Raw genomic sequence first — 22,313 nt, 5'->3', positions numbered from 1 at the left:
CGTATTTATTCATCGCTCATGATCTTTCGATGGTTAAATATATTTCGGACCGTATCGCAGTTATGCGCAATGGACAGATTTTAGAATTAGGTACATCTGAAGATATTTATTATCATCCGGTGCATCCGTATACAAAATCACTACTATCAGCAATTCCATTGCCAGATCCACGATCAGAAGCAACACGTACACGTATTCCTTATGCACATGAGGAAACAGGGGAACATGGTAAGGCACATGAAGTATTCCCAGGGCATTTTGTCTTTGGTACAGATGAGCAAATTGAAAAATGGCATAATAATAAATAACATCCATTGTTTAATGGATGGAATCCACTGTAGAAAATTACAGTGGATTTTTTTCGTATTTCTTATGTAGCGATGGATTGGAAATAACGTATTATAGTATCAATGAGTATGCTAGATGTTAAACATAATTTTAGATGGCTTCTCCGAATACTATTGGTATCTCAGCAGCATCAATTTTGTTTAAATTTTCAAAAAACAACCAAAATAATGAGAGAAATATGGTACGATAAGAACAGTAAATTCAATTACATAGGAGAGAAACGATGACGATTTCTACGATTATTTTTGATTTAGATGACACGCTTTTATGGGATAAAAAAAGTATTAGTGAAGCATTTCGACTAACATGTGAAGAAGCAACTGTGAAATCTGGTGAAGCAATTGATACGGATAAATTAGAGCTGGAAGTTCGACTTGCTGCACGTGCACTATACGAAAATTATCCGGTGTATGACTATACACAAATGATCGGTATCAACCCGTTTGAAGGACTTTGGGGGGTATTTGATGATGCAGCACCCGAATTGCAAGATATGAAAGAACTCGTGATGGATTACCGTAAAGATGCATGGACACTTGGTTTAAAAGCCTATGGTATTCATGATGAATCACTTGGTTTATACTTAGGCGAATTTTTTGTTTCTGCAAGAAAGCGCGTACCATTTTTATATGAAGAAACACTTGAAGTACTTGCAGATTTAAAAGAAAACTATCAATTAGTTATGTTGACAAATGGTGCACCAAGTTTACAAAATCTAAAATTAGCTATAACACCTGAACTTGTCCCTTATTTTGATCATATTATTATTTCAGGTGATTTTGGTAAAGGTAAACCGGATGCTTCAATTTTTGAATATGTCTTGAAAGTAGCTAATATTACGGCGCAGGAAGGCATCATGATTGGTGATAATTTAATGACGGATATTTTGGGTTCGAATCGTGTTGGTATGAAAAATATCTGGATTAATCGTGAAAATAAAAAATCATCAAAGGACGTACCAGCGACCTTTAGTATTTCCAATTTGCGCGAAATAGCGAAGATTGTCGAGAGCTTATAGAAACCTTATAGAAACCCCTATCGTTCTATGTAGAAAAGAGGGGATGATAAAATAGTGCTAAAAGTGAAATCAAAAAAAACATTATTATTATCTATGTTAATAACAGCTGCGGTTGTCGCTTATAAAGTAACGAAAAATTAAAACATTGTGCAAATTTAGCACGGTGTTTTAATTTTTTTACTTTGACATGTCGTTTATGGGGACGAGTGGCATGATTGGTATTGAAAATAGTAAAACGCTGAGAAATCAGATGATTTCTCAGCGTTTTACTATTTTCAAAAGATGGTGGTGCGCGTACTTTCTATTCGCCTTCTGCAGTGCGTTCGGATGTGAGCGAATGGACTTTTGTTTTTCGTGATGTCTAGCAAAAGGGTCGCCAAAAGCTATGCAATGCTTCGATTTCTCAGTGGAAAGTAAAGAGCGACTTTCCATTCGAATTCTGCAGCCTGCTCGCTTTTGAACGGGCGACTTTTGCTTTTCTGTTATAAATCGATTGATTTTACATCAAAGATATTTTTTTGTTGTTTTAGGAAGTCGACGTTTTCTACAGAGTGGTCAACTGCTAAGACCATAATTGCATCGCCGCCTTCGATTGCGCGTCCAACTTGCATCGTTGCTATATTGATGTTTTGATCTGCTAGTAATGTTCCAACAAGGCCGATTGCACCTGGTTTATCCATATGTCTGATAAACAAGATATGTCCTTGTGGATTAACGTCAATTACATAATCGTCAACTTGTACAATGCGTGCACCTAAACCTGCTAATAGTGTGCCTTTTACTTTATGTGTTTCAGTAGAAGTAACAAGTTCAACTGTAATTGAATTTAAGAATGCTTTTGCACGGGTTGATTTATGTTCGTTGATTTTAATATCATTGCGTTCAGCTAAATAGCGAGCATTAACATTATTGACATTGTTGCCAAGATTACGTGTCAAAATGCCTTTAACTGTATTATTTGTTAATGGGCGAACATCAAAATTTGCTAGGTCACCTGAATAGTAGATGTTGATTTCGTTAATAGCGCTATCTGTCAGGCGCGATACGAATGTACCTAGTTTTGCGCCAAGATCAAAGAATGGTTCGATTTTTGCAATTATGTCTTTAGAAACAGAAGCCATATTTACAGGATTTAAAACAGTACCGTGTTTGAAATAACTTAAAATATCATTGCTGACATCCACTGCCACAGATTCCTGTGCTTCAATCGTTGAAGCACCTAAGTGAGGTGTAGCAATTATTTGTGGTAAATCCAATAGACGGTTACCAACGAATGGTTCTTCTTCCATGACATCTAATGCTGCACCGGCAACTTTGCCAGATTCAATTGCTCTGAATAGTGCGTCTTCATCGATAATACCACCACGTGCACAGTTAACAATGCGAACGCCATCTTTCATAATAGCAAAAATATCATCGTTAATCATATGATGGGTAGAGTCTAATAGTGGTGTATGCATGGTAATGAAATCAGCAACTTTTGCTACATCTTCAACTGAACCATATGCTACGCCAGCTTTTTCAGCTTTTTCTGCAGTTAAGAAAGGATCATAAGCGATTACATTCATACGATTTCCTTTTGCGCGATGGGCAACTTCTTGTCCAATACGCCCGAAACCAAGCACGCCAATCGTTTTATTTTTTAGTTCAACACCAACGAATTTTTTACGATCCCAACGACCTTCTTGTAAAGACATATGAGCGTGTGGAATATGGCGAGCTAATGCCATAATCATTGCTGTTGTATGTTCTGCTGCAGAGTTTGTATTACCATCAGGTGCATTAACAACAATAATTCCTTTTTCAGTAGCAGCATCAAGATCGATATTGTCCACACCAACGCCTGCACGACCAATTAATTTTAAATTAGTAGCTGCTTCGATAATTTCGCGTGTGACCTTCGTTTGGCTACGCACGAGTAAAACGTCAAAATCATTAATGATTGCTTTCAATTCTTCAGGAGAAAGGCCTGTATTACTAACGATATTTAGCTGTAAATCTTTTTCTTCTAAAAGAGGATAAATACCATCCTCACTTAGTGGATCGCTAATAAGAATATTGATCGTTTTCGTCATTGTTGTTTCTTCTGTTGTATTAACATTTTCAGTGGTTGTCGTCATCGTTATTTTGCCCCTTCCAAGTAAACTTGTTGTGCGGCTGCAACACCAGCACCAAGCTTGATATTTTTACCTACTTTTATCAATGCAATTTCCATAGCACCTAAATATTGGAGTACGTCGGTTGGTGCACAGTAACCCATATGACCAACGCGGAAAATTTGGCCTTTCATTTCTGCTTGGCCACCTGCTACAGAAAGATTGAAACTTGATTTTATTTCTTTACGGAAGGCCTCGGCATCAAAATCAGTTGGTTTTACAGAAGTAACTGTTGGCGAGCCATCTTGATCAGAAGTGAATAATGGTAAATCTAATGCTTTGAAGGCAGCACGTGTCATATCGCGCATTAATTGATGGCGAGCATAAACATTTTCTAAGCCTTCTTTTTCAAAGTTTTCCAGTACTTGTTCAAGTCCGAATAAAAGAGAAAGTGCGGGTGTGAAAGGTGTCGTATCTTTTGCAATATTGTCGCGATACTTTGTTAAGTTTAAGTAAAAACCTTTTTGTGGATTTGCTTCGATCACTTTCCATGCACGTTCACTTGCTGCGATAAAGTTTAAACCAGCAGGTAGCATGAATGCTTTTTGTGAGCCAGTTACGACAACATCAAGACCCCACTCATCCATTTTTGTTTCTACTCCGCCCATACATGATACGCCATCGATAATAACGAGGGCTTCAGAAACTGCATGAACTGCTTGTGCTAATTCACCAACAGGATTTAAAACACCAGTTGATGTTTCGCAGTATGTAGAAAATACAGCTTTAATATCAGGGTTTGCCTGAACATGTGCTCTAATCGCTTCTGGATCCAATGCTTTACCATATTCAACTGCAAATTCTTCAACATTAATTTGATAAGCTTCACAGATTTTTGTGAAACGGTTGCCGAAAACACCTGTAGCTACGACTAATACTTTGTCACCCGGATGAACGACGTTAACAATGGCTGCTTCAAGCCCGGAAGTACCACTACCTGTGATCATCATGACATCTTGCGCTGTGCCAAAAACTTTTTTCAATTTAGGCTTAATAGTTTGAATCATCTGACTAGTTTCGTTACCACGATGCCCAATCATTGGTTTCATCATTGCACGCTCTACACTCGGTGGAATTGGTGTTGGTCCTGGAATACGTAATAATTGATAATCTGTTAACATGTTTAATTTACCCCTCTCGTTTTTGAAAAAAATAAAAGCCTTTCATCCCTTGCAAGTCAAATAAACTTGCAAGGGACGAAAGGCTAAAATAAATAATAATCTCGTGGTACCACCCTAATTTACTGTCCATCTAATACGGACAGTCTTATCAATATGCGTAACGGGCATGGGTCGGGTAATCCTACTTTGGAATGTTCAGAATACCTACTCAGAAGTGGAACCTATGCATGAAATCACTGATTTGCACCAACCATCAGCTCGCTGTGGGATTTTCATAAATCATAAGCATGTCTTCGTCATCGTATTTTTGCGTGATTTGAATTTAAGTTAATATTAAAGGCATTGTTCAGAAAAGTCAACGATATTTTTAGAATAATATAAAATAAGCGACTATATAAAGAAAAAAATGCCATAAAACCGAACTTTAACTTCATTTATTATTGTTATCATTCGTCCTATGACAGAGGACATATAGGTTTTTCTAATGTAAGAATAGTAAGGTTATAAACAGTTGTAAGTCGTTGTACGATACTGTTTATAGCTCATTATTGCTATGAAAAGAATCGTACGTTAACAGACTACTAGAGTAAAGTGGTGAAGTGATTTTAAATAATGAACGTTCGTAATCATTCAGCAGTGGAATAAAAATATATACAGGTTTTCAGTAATCAAATAATAACATATGTGGTAAAATATTAATTATGAATGACTATTCATAAAAGGGGAGTGTTTACTGATGGCATACAAAACAATTATTTTTGAAAAAGTAGGTCGTGTAGGTTATTTAACATTTAACCGTCCACAAGCGATGAATGCGATGGATTTAGTAATGATGGACGAACTTGGAGAATGTATAGAGGGATTACACGCAGATCAAGAATTACAGTTGCTCGTTCTTAAAGGTGCAGGGGGTGCATTTTCAGCGGGTGGCGATGTAAAAGGAATGGCCTCAGGTGGCGATTTAAATATTGATGGTGCGATGGTAAAAGTGGAACGTTATATTAAAGCGTTATATACCTTATCAGCGATTACGATAGCACAGGTGAATGGCGCAGCAGCAGGTTTAGGTTTGAGTACCGCATTAGCATGCGATCTTGTCGTAGCCGGTGCAAATGCTAAAATCGCGATGAATTTTATTACGATTGGTTTAATACCAGATGGTGGTGGTCACTTCTTTATGCAAGAAAGATTGGGTACGATGAAAGCGAAACAAGTTATTTGGAAAGGTGAAGTGATGACAGGGGAGCAGGCACAAAAAATGGGCCTAGTAGATGAAATTGTGCCAGCTGAACAGCTAGAGTCAGCGGTTCAAGCTACTGTGACACAGCTATTAAAATCACCATTACAAGCAATGATTGCGACAAAAATGATTTTAAATGGCTCAAAATTAACTCAATTGGAAAAAATATTACAACAAGAAGCGATTACGCAGCCGAAAATGCGCGTAACAGCTGATCATAAAGAAGGCGTCGCTGCATTTGTAGAAAAACGTACACCTAACTATACCGGTGCATAATATAGATGTGATAAAAATAAACTGTTTTGAAACTGTCTTTTAACAGACAGCTCAAAGCAGTTTTTTTACCAATAAAAAACGAGACGATCAACGCCTAGTTTAAATGTGAAATAGCACGAGTTTGCCAGTATTGTTTACAAGGCGATGTGTAGTATCTGCCAAATCGAGTTCCTTGACCTTGAGAGCACCTTTTATTTTTGCTTGCTCCTCCGATTCAAATGTCCAATCTTCATCTTTAATCACCTCACCAGATGCTTTAAAAGCAGTGAATCGATATTTCGTCATCTTAAAAACCTCCTTTGAACGATAGTGAATGCTCATTCAGTATAGTGTATTTGAAGGGAAATAACATGTAAAAACTATTGGCAATTGGCTATATATGTTAATATTAGAACGAATATTCGCAGTAAAGGAGATTGGATATGAGTATACGTTTTTTTCATACAGCAGACTTACATTTAGAAAGCCCTTTTAAGGGTTTATATAATATTCCGCAAGTAGTGACAGATGCTTTGCGTACGAGTACATTTCACGCTTTTGAAAAACTTGTTGAACAGGCTTTAGAGGACAGACCAGATTTTATATTGATTGTCGGGGATATTTATGATGGCGAGAATCGATCGTTGACAGCACAGAATCGCTTTGTACAACAATTGAAGCGTTTAGATGCTGCTGACATCCCTGTTATAGTGAGTTATGGAAATCATGATCATTTAAGCGGGAGTTGGAGTCGCTTTGAATTGCCTAAAAATGTGCATGAATTTGGTCCGACTGTTGAGGAATTTACTTTTGAAATAAGACAGCAAAAAGTGATAATTCATGGTTTTAGTTACGATAAACGCCATGTAACAGAACCGATGATTGACTACTATAGAAGAAACGAGGATGACGCATTACATATTGGGATGTTACATGGTAGCGTAGAGGGTGATCAAGAACATAATGTGTATGCGCCTTTTTCTCGTCAAGCGCTGCTTCAGAAAAATTATCATTATTGGGCGCTTGGTCATATACATAAACGACAAATTCTACATGATGAACCAGCGATTATTTATCCAGGTAATACGCAAGGCAGACATCGCAAGGAATCTGGGGATAAAGGGTTTTATGATGTGACGTTAGCAGATGGACAAACCACTTTAAATTTTGTATCGACAGCTGTCATTCGATTTGAAACATTGACTATATCAGTTGCAACTAGTAAATATGCTAATGAATTGATGCAAGAGATAGAGCAAGGACTTCAACAGTTAAATGAAGCGTGTGGTGCGGTAATTGTAGAACTCCATCTTACTGATTTCAGTGAGGAAGCGAGCGCCATCTATTTGAAAAACGGCAAAAACATGTGGTTAGAGGCTTTGCGCGATCAACTGGATACGTTTGAACCATTCATCTGGTTAAGCGATATAAAGGCTTCTCTCGGGCGAAATAATATGGAGGAATCCGAGCTGACGAAAAAAGTTATGCAACGAACCGCTATGTTAACAGCAGATCAGATGTCAGCACCATTAGCAGAGTTATTCGACCAACCTAAACTGGCGAAATATGTACAATTATTTTCAGCACAACAGTGGGAAGAGTTACAACAAGAGGCGCAACAACTAATCGTCGAACAACTACAGCGAGGGGGGAGATATTAAATGATGCGTATAACAAAACTCCAAATCGCAGGGTTTGGTCAGCATGAAAATGTGACAATTGATTTGCAGCAGCAACTACACATTTTTTATGGCTTAAATGAAGCTGGAAAGACGACGATTCAGCAATTCATTATGCAAATCTTGTTCGGCTTTCCACAAAAAAACCATCTCGAGCGTAACTATGAACCTAAAAATGGTGGAGCATATGGTGGGCGCATTGATTTTTCAGATGATGAATTTGGTAACTATAGCGTAGAACGTACAAGGGGACGTGCTATTGGTGATGTCACTGTATATATGGCAAATGGTCAACAAGGGGATGAACGCCTGTTGACTAAACTCTTACGTGGTTACACGAAGGCAGATATTGAAGCGGTATTTTCCTTCACACTTCAGCAGCTTCAGTATTTGGAGCGAATGACAGAAGAACAGTTAAATCGGACATTGCTATCATCCGGTACGACGGGTGTTGACCAATTTACAGCTGTCGACAAGCAATTATCCAAAGAAGCAGCTGAACTGTATAAAAAATCAGGTACAAAACCACTGATAAATAGCCAACTTCAAAAGATTCAACAGCAGGAACTTGAGCTGAAAAAAATTCGCATGCAGTTAGCAGATTTTGAACCAAAGCGTCAAAGAATGCAACAGTTGACACTAGAAAGTGAAGAAACACACAAGAAGCAACAAGAAATTGCACAACAATTGGACGATGCGACGACTTACTTACGTATACGTCCATTGCTGGAGCGCCAACAATGGATTACACAACAATTGGGTACACAAGATAGAGCACAGTTTCCTACGCAAGGGATTAATCGTTTTGAACTTTTGGAAAAAGCACTTGATGATAAACGCTTAGAAGCGCAACAGCTACAAGAAAAACAACAGCAGCTTCAGCTTCAAGTTGATACAGCCGTCAATAGAGAGCAATTGTCAGCATTACGACAGCTTCATGATGCGGATGATGAATGGCGTCAATGGCAGTTATCCGAACAGCAAATCGAGCAACAACAAAAAGATCTGCAACAAAATTTTCAGATGAAGCAGCAATTGATCGGTATGACTTCACCATCATATGAAGCTGTTTTAGAAATGAGCAGCTCCTTACCAACAGAAGCCGTAAGTAATGAATTATTTAAAAAATTACAGAAAATAGAAGAGAAAACAAATTTTTTAGAAGGTATTTTACAAGATTTAAAGCAGGAGAGTAGCTATAAGACACAACAGCTAGAGCAGCAAAAAAAAGCGCAAGACACACCGCAACGAAGAAGTCAGAAAGAACGTGTATTTTCAGCACCTATGATCGCTGCAGTCATCATGGCATGCCTATCATTATTTGTTGTGTTGTTTTTTAAAGAATGGTTTGGTGGCATCGTTGGTTTAGCAGCGGCAGTTGCATTGTATCTTTACTCCAAGCGTTCAACAAGTCATTCTCAGCAAGACGAGGAGCGCTATATGCGAGAACAGCTGAATGATTTGAAACGTAAAGAACAAGACTATAAATATCAATTAGCCCAACAAGATAATGAACGTGATGAAGTCATCGCACAATTGCGTGTAACCTTGCAACAACTCTCCATCTATGATGACTTTGACAGTATGCTATATCCTGAACTATTTAGAATCGTTCGCGAACTCCAGCAACTTGCATTACAAGGTCAGCAGCTATTCGTTCAACAAAATCATCTTAAAAACATGATTGCAGAACGGTATGAGGCAGGCTGTCAGTTGTTGCAAGTAAAGCCAACTAAAGCCCAATTTTCCTTGATGATTGCCCAAGAACTTCATACATTGGAAGATGCACAAAATCGTATGGTTGTTACCGAGGAACAACTGGCAACAGTCCATGAGAAGATTGATTATATTCAACAAGAAATCGCACAATTAACCACAAATAAAAAAACACTTTTGGCAGCGGCAAACAGTGCGAATCAAGAAGAGTTTTATGCGATGGCAGAACGATTTAGTGAGCAGCAAACATTGCTAGCGGAAGAACAGCTGATTCAGCAACAATTGGGTGATGTCAGTGGTTTAGCCCGTTATACAGTAGTAGAAAAAGAACAATTAGCTGCGCAGCTACAGAACGTAAAAATTATTTCTACCGATGTATTGAAAGAATTAGCGATGGTGAGGGCAGATATACATCATTTAGCACAAGATGAACATTATAGTGTAGCCATCGTCGAACTCGAACAAAGTAAGGCAGAGCTTGCTGCGTATGTGAAGCAGTGGACGATTGGTCAAATTGCTCAAGCAGCAATCAATGAAACACTCAATGATTTACAGCAACAAGTGTTACCAAAAGTAATTCATAGGGCATCTGAAAACTTTGCATTTTTAACATCGCAACGCTATGAGCGCCTACAGTTTTCTGAAGGAAGTTTTGAAGTAATCACGCAGGAAGGACAACATTTTTCAATTGGGGAACTATCTCAAGCTACAAGAGAGCAAGCCTATTTAGCCTTGAGATTTTCTTTAGCGGAAGAAAAGGTTGCAACAGCACCATTTCCACTAATAATGGATGACCCATTTGTTCATTTTGATACTCTCAGAACAGCCAAAGTGGTACAATTGTTAGAGAAGCTCCAAACCAAGCATCAACTCTTATTCTTCACATGCCACCAGCATATGACAGAGTATTTTAGTGAGCAAAATATTATAGAAGTGGCTTCACTTCAAATGAAAGGGGATTAGTCTCCAAATGGAAGGTATCGCAACATTAAAAGTTGGAGAACCAGTCGAACAATATTTACTAATCAAGCAAGCTACTAAAGGCGTCACAACGATGGGTAAACCATTTATGACGTTGATCTTACAAGATAAGAGCGGTAGCATTGAGGCGAAACTTTGGGATACAGGTGAAGAACAACAACAATTATACCCTGCAGGAAACATCGTGCATATCGGAGGAGAAATCCAAGATTACCGTGGTAAAATGCAGCTACGCATAAAACAAATACGCCCGATTCGTGTAGATGAACCCATCTCTGTCTCGGATTTAATCCAATCGTCTGAAACACCGAAGGAACAGCTATATGAAGAAATACAGCAATTCCTTTTTGATATTAAAAACCCGGCCATTTCAAGAATTACACGTACGATTATTAAAAAGCATGAAGAAGCGTTCATGACATTCCCAGCGGCAACGAAAAATCATCATGAATATGCATCTGGTTTAATCGACCATGTTACTTCTATGATGCGTTTAGGTAAATCGATTGCAGATTTATATCCGGAATTAAACCGAGATTTACTCTATGCTGGTATTCTATTACATGATATTGGTAAAGTGATTGAGTTATCCGGACCAGTCGCTACAGTCTATACGACAAAAGGGAATCTTCTCGGGCATATTTCTATTATGGTTACTGAAATTGAGTTGGCGGCACAAGAACTACAACTTGATTGTGAAGAAGTAATGCTACTTCAACATATGGTCTTATCTCACCATGGTAAAGAAGAGTGGGGTAGCCCGAAAAAACCAATGATTCAAGAAGCTGAAATCTTACATTATATTGATAATATTGATGCGAAAATGAATACATTAAAACGTGCTTTATCTAAAACAGAGCCAGGTGAATTTACCGAGCGTTTATTTGCACTTGATAATCGTGCTTTTTATAAACCAACAATTGACTAATCAAAAGATGATCTTCGTAGTTATGCGAAGATCATCTTTTTTGTTGCAGAACGATTAATGAGAAGAGGCAATAAAAAAGCAGTAGGGATTGAAATCCCTACTGCTAATGATTAGTGAAAATTATTTAGATTTACCAATGAAGTTTTCAAGAGCATTTTTTAAATCTTTATCTTTGATTTCGATTTTAGCATCTTTCATATAACCAGCGATTTTAGCTTGTAGTTTAGTTTGGTCTGGATCTTCAGCTTTAGCTTTTTTAGCAGCTAAGTCTTTTTTGATCGACTCTTTTTCTTTCTCGAAAGAATTTTTAACTTCTACAGCTTTAGTATCTTCTAGTTTGATGATATGGTAACCGAATGAAGTTTTGATTGGCTCAGAAATTTCACCTTTTTTCATATCATAAGCAGCATCGGTAAACTCAGCGACCATTTTATCTGGGCCAAACCAACCAAGCTCGCCACCGTTTTGTGCGTTGCTTGTATCAGTTGAGTATTTTTTAGCTAAAGCTGCGAATTTTTTAGGATTAGCTTTTAATTCTTTTTCAACTTTTTTAGCAGTTTTCTCGTCAGCAACTAAAATATGGCTTGCTTTAAGCTCTTTTTTAGTACGATCGTAGAATTTTTTAGCATCTTCATCAGAGATTTTCACACCATCAACAAGTGCTTTCTCTTGTAAAAGATTTAGTTTCATATAACGTTTGAACGTTTTTTCATTCATACCTTGTTGTGCAAGATATGCTTTGAAATCTTGACCTTGAGCTTCAATTTGTTTTTTCTGCTCGTCATATTTCGCTTGAACCTCTTTGTCAGACACTTTGAATTTGTCTTCAAGAACTTTTTCAATCATCATTAATTGTAGTGCCGAATCACCAGCAGTTTCTTTTAATTCTGAATATAACTGGTCTTTAGTGATGTCACCAACTTTTGATGTCACAACTTTTTCGTCACCAGAATTGCCACAAGCAGCTAAGCCAAGTACCGATGCTGCAAGTGTTAATGATAATACAGTTTTTTTCATTTTATATTTCTCTCCCAACTTAATTCTATCTAAGTCTATTGCTTTGTAACTATACCATACAACGATAAAAAAATAAAAAGGTTGCGTATATACAGTAACAGAATTTTTCAAATTATGTCAATTTTTAATATAGTATAGCATTATTTACTAAAAAAAAGAGTGGATAAGCGTTTACAGTAAAATAAAGGAACTAGCCAATAACAATTTTGTGAAATTGCTACTGACTAGTTCCATCTATTTCATAAAACAGTTATTTCAAGTTAGTTAGAAATAGGTCAGACGGTATAAAGTATTTCTAGATAGAAAGTTAATAATAAAATAGTAATCAAAATATTAATCGTACGGAAAATCTTCGGTTGCTTTTCTACGGGAATTTCCTTACGCTCGCATAAAGCCTCTGTCATGCGATTGATCTGGAATAAGTAAAAAAATGCAAACAGGATGATTAGTGCAATAACCAAGTCTGTTCCTCCTTCCTATCATTCAAAGACAAGCATATCAAATAGTAGCTTTATCTGACAAGTATCATCTGCCGTTTGAAACAGGAATTAATACTTCGAAGCCTTTTGCTGTTTCTTCTATTAATGCTTTTTTGGGTGTTTTTAGTAGATGCTTCACATACAATAAGTCGATGAGACAAAGGCCACTATGATACGCTAATAGAATAGTGAAATAATGACGATACGTCGGCATTGTCATTGCACATACGATGAATGCGCTGTTAATAACGATGAACGGCATCATTAAAGACAGCATATAGCGCGATTTTACAATCGGCTCGTGAATGCGCATATTTAAAGTAGGGATCAAGCCAAATCTAAAAATTAAGTCATAGCGTAAATGTTTTTTGAATCGAGCAACTGGTAAGAAATGCAATAATTTATGCATTGGATACGTCATTAAAAAGAGTACAAGAAACAAAGGAAACATTGAATCTGAAATCGGCCCATTTATAAAAACATTAATCGCAATATAGAAAAATGAGAAAACAGCAAAGACCACAATCATCGACAGTAAAAATATACGGTCATGTCCGTAAAGTTTCTGTACATTAATGGTTTTCCAACAATGCAAATTAAGCATCTCCAATCGTTAATAAAATCGTCGATACATAACATAAGGCTTTTTCAAAACAAAAGCAAGCTAATTATTTTATATTTTTTTTAGATAACGCTTTCATTACTTATAAATAAAGCACTACTTCCAGTAAAAGAAAGTAGCGCCCAAGTGAAAAATTAGAGTTGTTTTTCCATATTTCGGAATGATTCTTCGAAAATATCCATAAAATCATCGCCATAAATATTGCGAATTACTGCAAGTAATTCTAAAAATTGTGGAAACTTACCGTACATTTCTTTAAGCGGAAGAGACCCTTCGACCACAGTGTGATTAGACTTTTCATAACTGTCATTAAGGTCCTTCAATAATAGATGACCTTTTTCAGTAATCTCCACGTATGTATTTCGTTTGTCGTCGTTGCGCTTAGAGAATGATAATAGTCCACGTTCTTCAAGATTTTTTGAAAAGTTAAATGCTGTTGAGACATGCATTACACCGAATTTTGCAATATCCGAAATTGATGCGCCTTTTAAATTCGAGGCAATGCTAAGGACATGGTGTTCATTAATATTTAAGTCATAAGGCTTGATCCAGGCTTGCCAGTCTTTTTCTACCGCTTTCCATAGAGCTTTAGATAAATGTGCAATACGCTGTGAATATATCATTGCCTCTTTCATTGAATATAAATCTTCAGACATGCTACCACCACTTTCGCATTTTTTTTCATTATATCATTATTTCCCAAAAATATACAATGAGAAATGATTGAAATGATAGAATTTTTAAAATATTGTTGGAAATCGTTAAATTTTATAGCGGAAAAACAATATTACTCTTTTGTTTGACGTTTTTTAAGTGTATCAATTTCTACAGAAATATCATTTGCCGCCTTCTGTAATTCTTCTAAATGTAGTTTTAGACGTTCTTGGTTTGGTGCTGTCTCCTCTTGGAAAGTAGCCACAGATTCTTTGAGTGCTGCCATTGTGCTTGGTAAGGTTGTCTTTGCTTCATTCTTAATCATATCGATGGAATCTTTAATGGACTGAAGACGTCCTTTAAATTCATCCTTCACTTCATTTGCGGATATTTTACGATCTTTAATCGTTTGTTGAAGCTCTTTTCCAGATTGTGGGGTTGTGAATAAAACTGCAGCAGTACCAGCGATTAAACCAGTACCTAGACCGATGATAAATGTTTTCGCATTCATTTTGTTCACTTCTCCTTTCTTATGTAATATTTCCTTCTTTTATTATATTAAAACATGATTCGAGTAAAATAAAAGCCCTACCATTCAATGGAGGGCTTTTATTTTTTAGGCATGTGACAACGAAGTGTCAAATTTAGAACGTGCTACGAGTTTTGTAATAATCGGGTAGATGATTACAAAAGCTACGCTATTAATGATAATTGCTGGTAGTACAACAGTGACGAACAACAATGAGAACGGGATGTTTGCGCCTGCGACGATAATTGCTGCACCTAAAAATACAGAACCGGAAATGGTTGTACCAATACCAACAATAATCGTAGTTGGTATAAGCGAAGTTTTATGAGACTTCAATAAATTGATTAGGAGTAAGACGATATAAGCCGTCACAAACTTATCAATTACGTTTGGAACAAATCCACCTGGGAATGTAGAGAATAGGCCAGATAAAATACCTGTCGTTACGGCCAATAAAAATACATCTCGTGTATTAGGGAATAAGATAATACCGATAAACATCATAGTAAGCATGAAATCGATTTTCATCCCACCATTGATTGGTGGAATCACTAAATACAATGTTGCACCTACTGCGACTAACAACGCCATTAAAACTAAATTTTTCGTTTTCATTTCTAAACTCTCCTCAGCTCTGCTGTATTGTCTCCTGGTGTCTCCTCTTGAGCACTAGCGAAACTTATGAGTAATTGTAGCTTGCTACTAGATGAAAAGCAAGAGTGCCACACTTTCTTCCTATTAATAGCATTTATTTATTGAGTTGCGCAATAATCTTAGCCGAAAGCTCATCTAAGACGGGTGACGTAAATTCATCTTGTTTTGTATTCCAAATTGGACGATATCCATCTGTTTCATCATAGCGTGGAATGAAATGTAAATGGAAGTGGAAAACACTCTGGTTAGCCGCTGTACCATTATTATTTAACAAGTTCATACCTGCAGGCTCAAATGCATCATTGATGGCATTAGCAATTTGCGGTGCAACGGAAAATAATTGTGCAGCCGTTTCAGAAGACAGATCAAAAACATTGGCAACATGCTCTTTTGGAATTAGTAAAGTATGTCCTTTTGAGAGCGGACTAACATCCATAAATGCGAAAACGAAATCATCCTCATATACTTTTTTACTGGGGATATCACCAGCGATGATTTTACAAAATAGACAATCTGACATTGTATTCACACACCTTTCTTATATTTACCTATAATTTTACCATATGATAACAGCTATATTTTAAAAATTTTGATAAACTGTATGTAAGATAAAGTCTGAAGTAATGTCAGGGGAATTTAGCCTGAGAATGGAGTGAACAACATGACAATATTAGAAGTAACAAATGTAACAGGTGGCTACACAAGAAAACCTGTTATTCACAATTTGAATTTTAAGTTAGAAGCAGGAGAGCTAGTTGGTTTAGTGGGCTTAAATGGTGCGGGGAAAAGTACAGCAATCAAACATATTATTGGCATGATGCAACCACAAGAAGGCATCATCAAAATAAATGGTAAAACGATGAAAGAAGATATGGATATGTATCGTACATCATTTTCATATATTCCTGAAACACCTGTGTTGTATGATGAGCTAACATTAAAGGAACATTTGGAACTAACTGCAATGGCGTTCGGTATCGAATTACCGACAATGCGTGCACGTGTGCAACCATTACTTGAAGAATTCCGCATGGAAAAACGATTGAATTGGTTCCCGTCACATTTTTCAAAAGGGATGCGTCAAAAGGTAATGGTTATGTGTGCTTTTTTAGTTAAACCATCACTTTATATTATTGATGAGCCGTTTCTTGGTTTAGATCCTTTAGCTATTTCTGTATTGCTTGAGCAAATGGATGAACAAAAGAAAAAAGGTTCCGCTATTTTAATGTCGACCCATGTTCTTGCAACTGCAGAAAAACATTGTGACAAAATACTATTGCTCCATAACGGTAAAGTTCGTGCATTTGGTACTATGGATGATTTACGCCAAGCATTCAATATGCCAGAAGCTACATTGGACGATTTATATATTGCCATGACAAAGGAAGAAGAACATGAATAACTTGAATGACGTTTGGCGTAAACGTTTTAATCATTATATTTCTGAACTACAAAAGTATATGAAATACATTTTCACCGGGCATATGGCATTGGTCATCGTCTTTTTACTAGGTGCAGGTGGCTATAAGTATAGCAATTGGTTGAAGGAAGCTTCGCATGATTTCCCTGCTATTTGGGTAACTGCGGTTGTCATGGGGCTCGTCCTTGCATTTAGTAAACCAGTAACACTCATAAAAAAACCGGATGAAGTTTATTTATTGCCATTAGAAACAAAAATGTCAACATACTTTAATAAAGCTTTAAACTATTCATTGATGAGTCAGGTTGCCGTAGCGGGTGTGATTTATGTCGTTATGTGGCCAATGTTACGTCAAGTAGGCGAATTACCAGCGTCTGGTATCGCCATTGGCTTAGCCTTCACAATTTTATTAAAGTGGTGGAATGTTCACGTGGAGTTCATGTTCCGTTGGGCATTAGAAGGGCGCTACATTTGGTTGGATCGTTTTGCCAGAGCGGTGTTATCAGCATTGTTCATTTATAGTTTATTGCATCATGAAAGTATGATAGCACTCGTGCTTATTATCATTTTAGCAATCTATCCAATCGTCTGTAAAAAACGTACATTGGAAAAACCATTTCCATATGAACATTTTGTACAGCTCGAGGAAAATCGTATGATGGGCATTTATCGCTTTGCAAATTATTTCACGGATGTACCAGCAGTTAGCGGTAGTATTAAACGCCGTAGATATCTGGATTTCATCGTTAATATGATTCCAAAAACAAAGGAGAAAACCTTTGATTATTACTTGTTGCGTAGTTTGATCCGAACGGATGATAATTTTTTCCTTTGGTTACGCCTCACCGTGATTTCGGCACTTGTCGCAGCATTTGCTAATATACCAATTATTATTGGTATTGTTGTGACAGCACTCGCTTTTGCAACAGCAATTCAGCTGAAACAAACACTTGGAAAATCGGCCGAATTCTCAATGAGTATGCTTTATCCATTAAAAGGAGATGCAAGACAACAAGCTGCTATTCGTATCGCACGCTATTCGATTATAGTCCAAGCCGTAATCGTGTTACTTGCGGGCATTGGCACACCTTATTTCTATATACAGGGTATAATTGTTCTTGTCGTGGGTGAATTGACACTTCGTTTGTCAAAATAAACACAAAAAGCACCAAATCATAAGCTGATTTGGTGCTTTTTTCGATTGTATTTGTTACTGTTACAACTATAGAAAGAGGCGATACTTATGACATTAAAAAATATTAAATTATCCGTATTAGATTTAGTTTCAGTAAATGAAGGCTCTAGCAATAAAGAAGCCATTTTAAATAGTGTAGCATTAGCACAAAAAACAGAAGAACTAGGATACGAACGTTTTTGGGTTGCAGAGCATCATAATAGTAGTAAAATTGTTAGTTCAGCAACAGCGGTGTTAATCGGAAAATTGGCCGAAAATACAAAAACTATTCGTGTAGGTTCTGGTGGTATTATGCTCCCGAATCATCGTCCACTTGTTATTGCAGAACAATTTGGTACCTTGGCGACAATGTATGAAGATCGCATTGATTTAGGGATTGGTCGAGCACCAGGAACTGATGGCATTACATCACGCGCATTAGGTAGAGATCCATATAGTGCACCAAATGATTTTCCAAGTACAATTGAAGAATTATTATTATACTTAGGTGATGACAATGATACGCAAGTACATGCTTACCCAGGGGAAAATACAAATGTACCCATTTATTTACTTGGCTCAAGTTTGTATAGTGCTGAATTAGCAGCTAAAATGGGCTTACCATATGCCTTTGCCAGTCATTTTGCATCAGGGCACTTAGAACAAGCTTTGAATTTATATCGCAAAAATTTTATACCATCACGCTATTTAAGCGAACCGTATACGATTGCTTGCGTCAATGGCATCGCTGCTGACGATGAGGCGGATGCGCGTAAATTACTTACGAGTTTGCATCAATATTTCTTAGGTGTTATTACAGGTGACTCTAAAAAATTACAAGTACCAGTGGAGTCGATGAAGGAAATTTGGACAATGGAGCAACGCAATGCTGTAATGGATATGTTACGATTTACATTAGTAGGAAATCGTCAAAAAGTTGAACAACAACTACAAGCCTTTGTCGATATGACAAAAGTAGATGAAGTGATGATTACGTCACATATTTATGATCAAGAAAAACGCCATCGTTCATACGAAATTATTAGCGATATCGTACAATCATATAAATAAAAACATGAAAGAGGCTACCCGAGTATGATGGGTAGCCTCTTTGCCTTGTCAAGGCTCTTTAGTTTTCGTCATTGAAGCGAATGGCTACTGTGGCAAGTGTTTTAGCAGCGGTAACCATAGCTGTTTCGTCAAAATTAAATTTAGGGTGATGATGTGGATAGGCAACAGCTTCTGTGAGCATGGCACCCGTGAAGAAAAATGCTCCTGGTTTAGCATTTAAATAGTAAGAGAAATCTTCCCCAACCATGGTTGGGGCCATATGACTTGGTGTTGCAATCTGTGGAATATCTTCTACCACTTCATCGATGAAGCGACTTAGTTCGACATTATTGATTACAGGCGGATGACCACGAGTATAAACAAACTCGTATGTTGCACCGGCAGCATCACAAAGACCTTTGATGATCCGTTCCATTTCCACGATTACTTCTTCTCGTACATCAATATCAAAAGTACGAACAGTACCAGTCATTTCAGCGGTACCGGCAATAATATTAAAAGCATGTCCTGCATGGAAGGAACCGACTGTTAAAACAACTGGAGATGTTGGATTAATTCGGCGTGCGACAACTTGCTGTAAAGTTGAAACAATTTGAGCCCCTAAAGTTACAGCATCAACTGTCGTATGTGGCATTGCGCCATGCCCTCCAGCCCCTATAATTTTAATTTCGAAACGATCTGCTCCAGCCATCATGGGTCCTGGGCAAGTATTCACTGTACCGCTTGGCATTGATGACCATAAATGCGTGCCAAAAACACCATCTACGCCATCTAGGCAACCAGCTTCCACCATCGATTTTGCACCACCGGGCGTAATTTCTTCAGCATGTTGGTGGATGAAAACAAAAGTTCCAGCAAGTTCTTCGCGATGTTCATTAATCGTTTTGGCAATTGTTAGCAATACAGCTGTATGTCCATCATGCCCACAGGCGTGGCTAACACCAGCAACTGTTGAAGCATAGGGTAAGCCTGTCTCTTCTTGGATTGGTAGAGCATCGAAGTCAGCGCGTAAAGCGACTGTTTTACCTGGTAAAGTACCAGTGACAGTTGCGACGATGCCGTTGCCACCAAAATCTCGTTTATATGAAATACCGAGTTGATCATAATAGTTTGCGATATAGTTTGCTGTTTCAAATTCATGATAAGATACTTCCGGATACATATGGAGATAGCGTCGAATATCGACCATATCCTCTAATCGATTTTCTAGTGTAGTCCAAATATGGTATAACTTCATTTTATGAGACGTCCCTTCTTGAATTGAGCATAATTAGTTTTTCTCTGTATCATCGTTATCCGATGGGGTAGTCATATATTCTTTGGTATACGGCGCGACTGACAAGGTTGTTGGGAGATGGTCAACCGCGATATTCTCTGGCATGAAGTCAAAATCATGCTTATAGGCATCGGACATTTTCCAAGCATAATAAGAATCTGGACCCGACCATTGTATAATAATGGCAAATGTAGTAGCTTTAATTGGTTTTAGTAGTTTGTAAGCAATAAAGCCGGGTTCTTTTAAAAAACCAAAGTCTTTTGATTTTAGACGTTCTTCAAATATTGCAGCACGGTCATCAAAAATGTCGACGTATGTTACCGTGAAGAAGCCACGATCGGTAAATTCACCTTTTGAATCGACAATGCTAAATGAGTGGGGCGTAGCAAATTTCGTTTTACCATCAGTATGATGCATGAGTAAGGATTGGTCCCCACTATATAATACAATCATATTTTCCTTGTCATATTTTTTCTGAAGCATTTCCATGAAATCAGATGTACCAGCAGTTAAGTAAAGAAACATTCCGAATTACCTCCTATTTAAATCAATCTGTATAACTAGTATAGACTGTTCTAACGATTTTTTCAGTAAATGACCTTTAACCTAGACTCATCTACTTGATTAATCTTTTAAAAATGACGAGTATTCGTTTCTTCGATTGAGCTTATATAAAACGGCATGTGACTTTATATGGCAACGACAATTGATTGAAGTAAGGTTGTCAAAAATCGGACAATATTAATAAGAAAAAACAATAAAAGCAGTTTAGAAACTATACTTTAACTACTTAAAAGTCTATAGTAAAAATGGATATGCATACAGAACTGATTAGCTATTCTTTTTTTAGCAAAAATAATTAGGTGAAAAGCTTATATAATGTATTGAAGGAAGGGTAGGTTTAGACAAATTGACTAAATTTAATGATACACTTTTACGTGCTGCTAAAGGCGAAAAAACCGAGCACACACCAGTATGGTATATGAGACAGGCAGGACGTTCTCAACCAGAATATAGAAAAATTAAAGAGAAATACTCATTAGAAGAAATTACACATCAACCGGAACTATGTGCCTATGTGACGAAATTACCTGTAGATAATTATGGCGTAGATGCTGCAATATTATACAAGGATATCGTGACACCATTACCAGGTATGGGAGTAGACGTGAAAATTGAGGCGGGCATTGGTCCGGTTATTTCCAACCCTATTCGAAGTGAAAAAGATGTAGATCAACTTCAAATTTTCAACCCGGAAGAGCATGTGCCTTTCGTGTTAGATACGATTAAACTATTAACAAAGGAACAGCTAAATGTACCGTTAATCGCATTTGCAGGTGCACCATTTACGCTTGCTAGTTATATGATTGAGGGCGGTCCTTCCAAAAACTATGCGAAAACAAAATCATTTATGGTATCGGAGCCTCAAGCTTGGTTCAAATTGATGAATAAGCTAGGCGATATGATTATCGTAGATTTAAAAGCACAAATTAAAGCGGGTGCAACAGCTTACCAACTATTCGATTCTTGGGTGGGTGCACTGAATCATGAAGATTATCAAATTTTCATCAAGCCTGTAATGACAAGGATTTTCACTGAATTGAAAGCAATGAATACGCCATCGATTATCTTTGGTGTTGGTGCGAGCCATTTAGTGATGGACTGGCATGAGTTACCTGTTGATGTTGTTGGTCTTGACTGGCGTTTACCGATCAAGCAAGCGCGCAATCTGGGGGTTACGAAACCTGTTCAAGGAAATCTAGACCCGACGTTATTATTAGCTGATTGGGCAGTAATCGAGGCACGTACGAAAGATATTATTGACCAAGGTTTAGAAATTCCGGGTCATATTTTCAACTTAGGTCACGGCGTTTTCCCGTCAGTTGATCCAGCAGTACTGACAAGATTAACTGCTTTTGTGCATGAATATAGTTCTATGAAAATGAAATTGCATTCATAAAAAATAATAGAGGTG

Annotated in this window: 22 protein-coding genes and 1 other annotated feature; of the genes, 10 read left to right on the top strand and 12 right to left on the bottom strand. The window is 37.3% G+C overall.

Going from position 1 to position 22,313, the window contains the following annotated elements; translation table 11 throughout:
- Both DEX24_RS12635 and DEX24_RS12630 read left to right on the top strand, forming a co-directional pair.
- Positions 1–308: ABC transporter ATP-binding protein (locus DEX24_RS12635; protein WP_487246497.1), on the top strand; the 308-nt coding region annotated here is incomplete at its 5' end.
- A gap of 263 nt (positions 309–571) precedes the next feature.
- A complete protein-coding gene (locus DEX24_RS12630) occupies positions 572–1,366 on the top strand; it encodes an HAD family hydrolase (protein ID WP_109306770.1) in 795 nt (264 codons plus the stop codon).
- A 482-nt stretch (positions 1,367–1,848) separates the two neighbouring features.
- On the opposite strand, the gene serA is transcribed toward DEX24_RS12630, so the two are convergent.
- Both serA and DEX24_RS12620 read right to left on the bottom strand, forming a co-directional pair.
- A complete protein-coding gene (serA, locus tag DEX24_RS12625) occupies positions 1,849–3,486 on the bottom strand; it encodes a phosphoglycerate dehydrogenase (protein ID WP_246131369.1) in 1,638 nt (545 codons plus the stop codon).
- 2 nt (positions 3,487–3,488) lie between these two features.
- Positions 3,489–4,643 (bottom strand): pyridoxal-phosphate-dependent aminotransferase family protein, encoded by a 1,155-nt coding sequence (locus DEX24_RS12620; protein ID WP_109306769.1) that lies wholly within the window; start codon positions 4,641–4,643, stop codon positions 3,489–3,491.
- Between the two features lie 68 nt (positions 4,644–4,711).
- Positions 4,712–4,952 (bottom strand) — a binding site (T-box leader).
- Positions 4,953–5,379: 427 nt separating this feature from the next.
- Here DEX24_RS12620 and DEX24_RS12615 point away from each other — a divergent pair.
- Positions 5,380–6,159, top strand: a complete 780-nt coding sequence (locus DEX24_RS12615) for an enoyl-CoA hydratase-related protein (RefSeq protein ID WP_109306768.1) — start codon at positions 5,380–5,382, stop codon at positions 6,157–6,159.
- Between the two features lie 99 nt (positions 6,160–6,258).
- On the opposite strand, the gene DEX24_RS12610 is transcribed toward DEX24_RS12615, so the two are convergent.
- Positions 6,259–6,444 carry a YhzD family protein gene (locus DEX24_RS12610; protein WP_109306767.1) on the bottom strand — a complete coding sequence of 62 codons (186 nt, stop codon included), beginning with the start codon at positions 6,442–6,444 and terminating at the stop codon, positions 6,259–6,261.
- Positions 6,445–6,581: 137 nt separating this feature from the next.
- Between DEX24_RS12610 and DEX24_RS12605 the strand changes: the two genes are divergently transcribed.
- From DEX24_RS12605 to yhaM, 3 genes are read left to right on the top strand one after another with little or no spacing between them, the layout of a single operon-like run.
- Complete coding sequence (locus DEX24_RS12605) at positions 6,582–7,799, top strand: metallophosphoesterase family protein (RefSeq protein WP_109306766.1); 1,218 nt, start codon at positions 6,582–6,584, stop codon at positions 7,797–7,799.
- A complete protein-coding gene (locus DEX24_RS12600) occupies positions 7,800–10,496 on the top strand; it encodes an ATP-binding protein (RefSeq protein ID WP_109306765.1) in 2,697 nt (898 codons plus the stop codon).
- A gap of 7 nt (positions 10,497–10,503) precedes the next feature.
- Positions 10,504–11,442, top strand: coding sequence for a 3'-5' exoribonuclease YhaM (gene yhaM / locus DEX24_RS12595; protein WP_109306764.1), 939 nt, complete (start codon positions 10,504–10,506; stop codon positions 11,440–11,442).
- 120 nt (positions 11,443–11,562) lie between these two features.
- Here yhaM and DEX24_RS12590 read toward each other — a convergent pair whose 3' ends face one another.
- The 7 genes from DEX24_RS12590 to DEX24_RS12560 form a co-directional block, all read right to left on the bottom strand.
- On the bottom strand, positions 11,563–12,459 hold the full coding sequence (locus DEX24_RS12590; RefSeq protein WP_109306763.1) for a peptidylprolyl isomerase: 897 nt from the start codon (positions 12,457–12,459) through the stop codon (positions 11,563–11,565).
- Between the two features lie 275 nt (positions 12,460–12,734).
- On the bottom strand, positions 12,735–12,920 hold the full coding sequence (locus DEX24_RS12585; protein ID WP_109306762.1) for a hypothetical protein: 186 nt from the start codon (positions 12,918–12,920) through the stop codon (positions 12,735–12,737).
- A 64-nt stretch (positions 12,921–12,984) separates the two neighbouring features.
- Positions 12,985–13,533, bottom strand: a complete 549-nt coding sequence (locus tag DEX24_RS12580) for a DUF3267 domain-containing protein (protein WP_109306761.1) — start codon at positions 13,531–13,533, stop codon at positions 12,985–12,987.
- Between the two features lie 161 nt (positions 13,534–13,694).
- A complete protein-coding gene (locus DEX24_RS12575) occupies positions 13,695–14,216 on the bottom strand; it encodes an HTH-type transcriptional regulator Hpr (protein WP_109306760.1) in 522 nt (173 codons plus the stop codon).
- Positions 14,217–14,347: 131 nt separating this feature from the next.
- The gene (locus DEX24_RS12570) at positions 14,348–14,725 is read right to left on the bottom strand and encodes a YtxH domain-containing protein (RefSeq protein WP_109306759.1); all 378 of its coding nucleotides are present in this window, start codon (positions 14,723–14,725) and stop codon (positions 14,348–14,350) included.
- A gap of 105 nt (positions 14,726–14,830) precedes the next feature.
- Complete coding sequence (locus tag DEX24_RS12565) at positions 14,831–15,358, bottom strand: tryptophan transporter (RefSeq protein WP_109306758.1); 528 nt, start codon at positions 15,356–15,358, stop codon at positions 14,831–14,833.
- Between the two features lie 133 nt (positions 15,359–15,491).
- Positions 15,492–15,917 (bottom strand): HIT family protein, encoded by a 426-nt coding sequence (locus DEX24_RS12560; RefSeq protein ID WP_109306757.1) that lies wholly within the window; start codon positions 15,915–15,917, stop codon positions 15,492–15,494.
- 141 nt (positions 15,918–16,058) lie between these two features.
- On the opposite strand from DEX24_RS12560, the gene DEX24_RS12555 reads away from it, so the two are divergent.
- The 3 genes from DEX24_RS12555 to DEX24_RS12545 all read left to right on the top strand — a co-directional run bounded on the left by DEX24_RS12555 (position 16,059) and on the right by DEX24_RS12545 (position 19,062).
- On the top strand, positions 16,059–16,799 hold the full coding sequence (locus DEX24_RS12555) for an ABC transporter ATP-binding protein (RefSeq protein WP_109306756.1): 741 nt from the start codon (positions 16,059–16,061) through the stop codon (positions 16,797–16,799).
- A complete protein-coding gene (locus DEX24_RS12550; protein ID WP_109306755.1) occupies positions 16,792–17,973 on the top strand; it encodes an ABC transporter permease in 1,182 nt (393 codons plus the stop codon). The genes DEX24_RS12555 and DEX24_RS12550 overlap by 8 nt, the downstream gene beginning before the upstream one ends.
- Positions 17,974–18,060: 87 nt before the next feature.
- A complete protein-coding gene (locus tag DEX24_RS12545) occupies positions 18,061–19,062 on the top strand; it encodes an LLM class flavin-dependent oxidoreductase (RefSeq protein ID WP_109306754.1) in 1,002 nt (333 codons plus the stop codon).
- 58 nt (positions 19,063–19,120) lie between these two features.
- On the opposite strand, the gene DEX24_RS12540 is transcribed toward DEX24_RS12545, so the two are convergent.
- Both DEX24_RS12540 and DEX24_RS12535 read right to left on the bottom strand, forming a co-directional pair.
- Entirely contained in the window at positions 19,121–20,299 is a 1,179-nt protein-coding gene (locus DEX24_RS12540; RefSeq protein WP_109306753.1) for a M20 metallopeptidase family protein, read from the bottom strand.
- Positions 20,300–20,332: 33 nt separating this feature from the next.
- The gene (locus DEX24_RS12535) at positions 20,333–20,863 is read right to left on the bottom strand and encodes an antibiotic biosynthesis monooxygenase family protein (protein WP_109306752.1); all 531 of its coding nucleotides are present in this window, start codon (positions 20,861–20,863) and stop codon (positions 20,333–20,335) included.
- Positions 20,864–21,248: 385 nt separating this feature from the next.
- Between DEX24_RS12535 and hemE the strand changes: the two genes are divergently transcribed.
- Positions 21,249–22,298, top strand: coding sequence for a uroporphyrinogen decarboxylase (hemE, locus tag DEX24_RS12530; protein WP_109306751.1), 1,050 nt, complete (start codon positions 21,249–21,251; stop codon positions 22,296–22,298).
- The last annotated feature ends 15 nt before the right edge of the window (positions 22,299–22,313 follow it).

The sequence above is a fragment of the Kurthia sibirica genome (assembly GCF_003143975.1).
GTDB classification, from domain to species: domain Bacteria; phylum Bacillota; class Bacilli; order Bacillales_A; family Planococcaceae; genus Kurthia; species Kurthia sibirica.
This window is presented reverse-complemented; position numbering and strand designations above follow the sequence as displayed.

What these genes read in the sequence shown, in the direction of transcription:
- DEX24_RS12630 (WP_109306770.1), top strand. Translation starts at nt 572, where the DNA reads ATGACGATTTCTACGATTATTTTTGATTTAGATGACACGCTTTTATGG.
- serA (WP_246131369.1), bottom strand. Translation starts at nt 3,486, where the DNA reads ATGACGACAACCACTGAAAATGTTAATACAACAGAAGAAACAACAATG.
- DEX24_RS12620 (WP_109306769.1), bottom strand. Translation starts at nt 4,643, where the DNA reads ATGTTAACAGATTATCAATTATTACGTATTCCAGGACCAACACCAATT.
- DEX24_RS12615 (WP_109306768.1), top strand. Translation starts at nt 5,380, where the DNA reads ATGGCATACAAAACAATTATTTTTGAAAAAGTAGGTCGTGTAGGTTAT.
- DEX24_RS12610 (WP_109306767.1), bottom strand. Translation starts at nt 6,444, where the DNA reads ATGACGAAATATCGATTCACTGCTTTTAAAGCATCTGGTGAGGTGATT.
- DEX24_RS12605 (WP_109306766.1), top strand. Translation starts at nt 6,582, where the DNA reads ATGAGTATACGTTTTTTTCATACAGCAGACTTACATTTAGAAAGCCCT.
- DEX24_RS12600 (WP_109306765.1), top strand. Translation starts at nt 7,800, where the DNA reads ATGATGCGTATAACAAAACTCCAAATCGCAGGGTTTGGTCAGCATGAA.
- yhaM (WP_109306764.1), top strand. Translation starts at nt 10,504, where the DNA reads ATGGAAGGTATCGCAACATTAAAAGTTGGAGAACCAGTCGAACAATAT.
- DEX24_RS12590 (WP_109306763.1), bottom strand. Translation starts at nt 12,459, where the DNA reads ATGAAAAAAACTGTATTATCATTAACACTTGCAGCATCGGTACTTGGC.
- DEX24_RS12575 (WP_109306760.1), bottom strand. Translation starts at nt 14,216, where the DNA reads ATGTCTGAAGATTTATATTCAATGAAAGAGGCAATGATATATTCACAG.
- DEX24_RS12570 (WP_109306759.1), bottom strand. Translation starts at nt 14,725, where the DNA reads ATGAATGCGAAAACATTTATCATCGGTCTAGGTACTGGTTTAATCGCT.
- DEX24_RS12565 (WP_109306758.1), bottom strand. Translation starts at nt 15,358, where the DNA reads ATGAAAACGAAAAATTTAGTTTTAATGGCGTTGTTAGTCGCAGTAGGT.
- DEX24_RS12560 (WP_109306757.1), bottom strand. Translation starts at nt 15,917, where the DNA reads ATGTCAGATTGTCTATTTTGTAAAATCATCGCTGGTGATATCCCCAGT.
- DEX24_RS12555 (WP_109306756.1), top strand. Translation starts at nt 16,059, where the DNA reads ATGACAATATTAGAAGTAACAAATGTAACAGGTGGCTACACAAGAAAA.
- DEX24_RS12550 (WP_109306755.1), top strand. Translation starts at nt 16,792, where the DNA reads ATGAATAACTTGAATGACGTTTGGCGTAAACGTTTTAATCATTATATT.
- DEX24_RS12545 (WP_109306754.1), top strand. Translation starts at nt 18,061, where the DNA reads ATGACATTAAAAAATATTAAATTATCCGTATTAGATTTAGTTTCAGTA.
- DEX24_RS12540 (WP_109306753.1), bottom strand. Translation starts at nt 20,299, where the DNA reads ATGAAGTTATACCATATTTGGACTACACTAGAAAATCGATTAGAGGAT.
- DEX24_RS12535 (WP_109306752.1), bottom strand. Translation starts at nt 20,863, where the DNA reads ATGTTTCTTTACTTAACTGCTGGTACATCTGATTTCATGGAAATGCTT.